Below are 4072 nucleotides of genomic sequence, written 5' to 3'. Positions count from 1 at the left end.
CAATCTGGTGGTGAGGGCGCGCGAGGCGCTGCGCCGGGAAGCGGGATCGCTTGCGACGCCACCTGTCGCGATAACATTGGAAAAGAACCTGCCGGTCGCCTCGGGCGTCGGCGGCGGCTCCAGCGATGCGGCTGCCGTGCTGCGCGGGCTTGCCCGGACATGGCGGCTCGACATCGGCAACGCCGACCTGGCGCGGATCGGCCTGTCGCTCGGCGCCGACCTACCGATGTGCCTGGCGGCCAGGCCGCTGATCGCGCGCGGCGTCGGCGACGAGTTGTCGGCCGTTCCGAGCTTTCCCGCGCTCGCCCTGGTGCTGGTCAATCCCGGCGTCGCGGTGTCCACGCCAGAGGTTTTCAAGGCGTTGGCGAGGCGCGACAACGAAGCGTTGCCGCCGTTGCCCAGCAAGCTTGATTTTCACTCGATCCGCAGCTGGCTGGACGCGACGCGCAACGACCTCGAGCCTGCCGCTCGGACCATCCAGCCCGTGATCGGTGAAGCGCTCAGGGCGCTGAGGAAAGCCGACGCCGGCTTTGCCCGCCTGTCGGGCTCGGGCGCGACTTGCTTCGGCCTGTTCGAGACGGGCAATGTCGCCAAGCGCGCGGCACTCGACATAAGGCACCGGCATCCTGACTGGTTCGTCGCCGCAACGCGAAGCATGGAGGCTTGAATGGCCCGGATCGACGAAAGCCGCCCGTTCATCCCCGTGCGCATCGCGGTACTCACCGTTTCCGACACGCGCAGCCTTGCCGAGGACAAGTCGGGCCAGACGCTGGCTGACCGTATCGCGGAGGCCGGCCATATCCTCGCCGCCCGCGACATCGTCACCGACGACCGGGAAAAGATCCGCGACAAGGTGCTCGGCTGGTCGAAGAACGAAGGCGTCGATGTCGTCATCACCACCGGAGGCACCGGCTTCACCGGCCGCGACGTGACGCCGGAAGCGCTGGAGCCGATCTTCGAAAAGCGCATGGACGGCTTTTCCGAAGTGTTCCACCGCATCTCCTACGACAAGATCGGCACCTCGACGATCCAGAGCCGGGCGACCGGCGGCGTCCTCAACGCCACCTTCGTCTTCGTGCTGCCGGGCTCGCCCGGCGCCTGCAAGGATGCCTGGGACGGCATCATCAGGGCGCAGCTCGACTATCGCCACATGCCCTGCAACTTCGTCGAGATCATGCCGCGCCTGGACGAGCATCTGAAGCGCGGCGGCAAGGCCGGATAGCCGGCTGTCCCCGTCGAGCGTTCAGCGTATCACCGGCTCGCCGTGGAAGCGCCGGCGCGAAGGGCGCGAGACGCCGAAGCCCACTTCCATCATCAGCCGCCGCGTGCGCGTCGGAACCGTGCCCATATGGAAGCCGAACGGATCCTCGACGAAGCCGAGACCTGCTTCTCCCGTGAGCGTGACCGGGCTGTCGTCGCCGTAAACCTTCAGCACCTCATTCGCCGGATGGCCGACAAGCAGCGTCAGCTGGTGCTTGAGGCTGCGGCGTTTGTGGCTGCCGCGCACATAGACATGCGGGCCGGTGCCAGCGTCGCAGGGCTTCAGATAGAAGAAGAATTTCAGCATCCGCCAGTCGTCGAGGTCGAAATGGTACTTGCCGAGCGAGGCGAGGTTCTTGTCGGCGTCGGAAGCCTGGCCGGTCGGAAAGCTCCACCAGACGCGCGTCGTGATCAGTTTCGCCTGGCCGCCGAGATAGCGCTGGGCGATGCCGGACAAGAGCGGGTCGTTCTGGATGGCCAGTGCTGCCTTGCAGGAGAGGATGCGCTCGAAATAGTGGCCGCTGAGCAAGGAGCGGCCGAAACGCTTCTCGGCTTCGGCATGGTCGGAAGGCATGAATTCGAGGCGGCGGTCGAAATTGCCGAAGCAAGGCGTGTTGTCGGCAAAGCTGGCGATCTCCTCATGGATCGCCTGCGGCAGGACCAGGCCGGAAAACAGTCCGTCGGAGCGAAGCGCCTCGATCGCCGCGTCGAGGTCGATACCGCTGAACATCGTATCCCCGCCATTTGGCGCCCGGCCGGCGGGCTTGGCGCCCAGCCAGTGCATCCTCCGCCCCGGCATGGTGCGCGCCAGCATGAACATCGGCAGCCAGGCCGGGTTCTCGCGCAGATCCGTCAGGTAGGTCGGGATGCGTACCGCGATGCGACGAAACAAGCTGCCGTTGCGGGCGATTGCCTCGAGGCTGACAGCGCCGGATTTGTCCGATGTCGAAAGGTTCATCGAGGTCCTCAGATATGAGCATTATCCGACGAAACATCGGCTGCTCACCAGCTCCGGCATTGCCCAAACCCGCTTGTCCCGCATCGAAAGGAGGTTAGCCCCGCCTCATATTTTGTGCAATGCACAATAAAGGGGTTGCGGTGAATTTCCTACACAACCCCTTCTCCGCTGCCGGCGCCTTCTCCTCCCAAAAACGGCGAGAAGGATCACTTCGGCGGCGCGACCCAGATCTCGGCGTCGAGCCTCTTCGTCGCCAGGCCGCGCGCGATGGCCTCGGCGCTGCGGGCGCTTTTCGAAAGCGCCGTGGCCTGGCGCTTGCTGATGACCAGCCCCTCGGCCAGCGCCCTGTTGCCGGAGAAGACCCTGGCCAGGAATGGCGCGCGGCTGCCGCGCGCGCGGGAAAAGCGCGCCGGCATTGTGTGCCTCGCCATGTGGGCCACGACCTCGTCGATCCAGCCGTCCGACAGCCGCGCGCCGGGCTCCAGCAACAGCAGCCAATCGCCCTTGGCCTGCCGGATACCGACGGAAATGCCGCCTGTGACATAGTGGCAGCCGGCATGGTCGGCAACGCGGTGCGTCTGGTCGGTCGAGCCGGTATCGCAGACGACGACGTCGCGCACCACGCCTTCGACCGCGCCGCCGATCAGCGAGGCAAGCGTGCGGGCAAGGCCCTCTTCGTCATTCAGGGTTTCAATGAGAACGCTGAGCATTGCCAGCCGAATAGCGGAAAGCCGCGCGCAGCGCCAGTTCTTGCATGTGGCATAAAAAGTTCTTGCTTTGTTCTCATCAAGAAAATAGGAATAGTTTCATGAACAGAGCGATTCGACAGCCTGCTGACAGTCCTTGGGAGAGGGCGAAAATGGAACAGATCGTGCGTGCCGACATTGCAGCCTTCGGGGCTGGGAGAGCCGAGATGGCGAATGCGATGATCGAGCAGAGCGGCATGCGCGTGCGGTCCGACCGCAATCGCGGTCGTTCCGCCGGCATCAATCCGTCCGGCCGCTTCGAGCCGGTCAGCCGGCATGTGTTCGACGATGGCTGGAATTCGCTGGAGGACCTGCCGCCGTTCAAGACCGAGGTGCAAGTCGAGAGGCCGCGCACTATTATTACGCGCAACGAGTCGCCCGACATCTCCTTCGACCGCTCGATCAACCCCTATCGCGGCTGCGAGCACGGCTGCGTCTACTGCTTCGCCAGGCCGACGCATGCGTTCATGGGCCTGTCGCCGGGGCTCGATTTCGAATCCAAGCTGTTTGCCAAGCCGGATGCGGCGCGCATGCTCGACAAGGAGCTGTCTAAGCCCGGCTACCAGCCGCGCACCATCGCCATCGGCACTAACACCGATCCGTACCAGCCGATCGAGAAACAATACCGGATCATGCGCGAGATCCTCGAAGTGCTGGAAGCGCGCGGCCACCCGGTCGGCATCGTCACCAAATCGGCGCTGGTGACGCGCGACATCGACATCCTGTCGCGCATGGCGGAGCGCGGGCTCGCCAAGGTGGCGCTGTCGGTGACGACGCTCGACCGCATGCTGGCGCGCACGATGGAGCCGCGCGCGTCGACGCCGACCAAGCGGCTGGAAGCGATCAGGCAGCTGTCCGACGCCGGCATTCCCGCCTCCGTCATGGTCGCGCCGATCATCCCCGGTCTCACCGATCCGGAGATGGAGCGCATCCTCGATTCGGCACGCGCCGCCGGCGCGCGCGAGGCCGGCTATGTCATTTTGCGGCTGCCGCTGGAGGTGGCGCCGATCTTCAAGGACTGGTTGTTGCGTCATTACCCGGACCGCTACCGGCATGTGATGTCGCTGATCCGCTCGATGCGTGACGGCAAGGACTACGATTCGGAGTG

Annotated in this window: 5 protein-coding genes; 3 read left to right on the top strand and 2 right to left on the bottom strand. The window is 65.2% G+C overall.

What is annotated here, in order from left to right; genetic code table 11:
- Together EN742_RS26770 and moaB are read left to right on the top strand one after the other, a co-directional pair.
- On the top strand, nt 1-667 hold a 667-nt coding region (locus tag EN742_RS26770; protein WP_128333473.1), incomplete at its 5' end, for a 4-(cytidine 5'-diphospho)-2-C-methyl-D-erythritol kinase.
- Nucleotides 668-1222 carry a molybdenum cofactor biosynthesis protein B gene (gene moaB, locus EN742_RS26765; RefSeq protein WP_127407611.1) on the top strand — a complete coding sequence of 185 codons (555 nt, stop codon included), beginning with the start codon at nt 668-670 and terminating at the stop codon, nt 1220-1222.
- Between the two features lie 21 nt (nt 1223-1243).
- Here moaB and EN742_RS26760 read toward each other — a convergent pair whose 3' ends face one another.
- A complete protein-coding gene (locus tag EN742_RS26760; protein WP_126055975.1) occupies nt 1244-2218 on the bottom strand; it encodes a hypothetical protein in 975 nt (324 codons plus the stop codon).
- Between the two features lie 206 nt (nt 2219-2424).
- The gene (locus EN742_RS26755; RefSeq protein ID WP_127406592.1) at nt 2425-2928 is read right to left on the bottom strand and encodes a glycosyltransferase; all 504 of its coding nucleotides are present in this window, start codon (nt 2926-2928) and stop codon (nt 2425-2427) included.
- A 149-nt stretch (nt 2929-3077) separates the two neighbouring features.
- Here EN742_RS26755 and EN742_RS26750 point away from each other — a divergent pair.
- Nucleotides 3078-4072 (top strand): PA0069 family radical SAM protein (locus tag EN742_RS26750; protein WP_128333472.1); only part of this gene is annotated, 995 nt, incomplete at its 3' end.

It is taken from the genome of Mesorhizobium sp. M4A.F.Ca.ET.020.02.1.1 (genome assembly GCF_004022645.1).
Classification (GTDB): Bacteria; Pseudomonadota; Alphaproteobacteria; order Rhizobiales; family Rhizobiaceae; genus Mesorhizobium.
This window is presented reverse-complemented; position numbering and strand designations above follow the sequence as displayed.

Coding starts and splice junctions, on each gene's coding strand:
- EN742_RS26755 (WP_127406592.1), bottom strand. CDS start 2,928: ATGCTCAGCGTTCTCATTGAAACCCTGAATGACGAAGAGGGCCTTGCC.
- EN742_RS26760 (WP_126055975.1), bottom strand. CDS start 2,218: ATGAACCTTTCGACATCGGACAAATCCGGCGCTGTCAGCCTCGAGGCA.
- moaB (WP_127407611.1), top strand. CDS start 668: ATGGCCCGGATCGACGAAAGCCGCCCGTTCATCCCCGTGCGCATCGCG.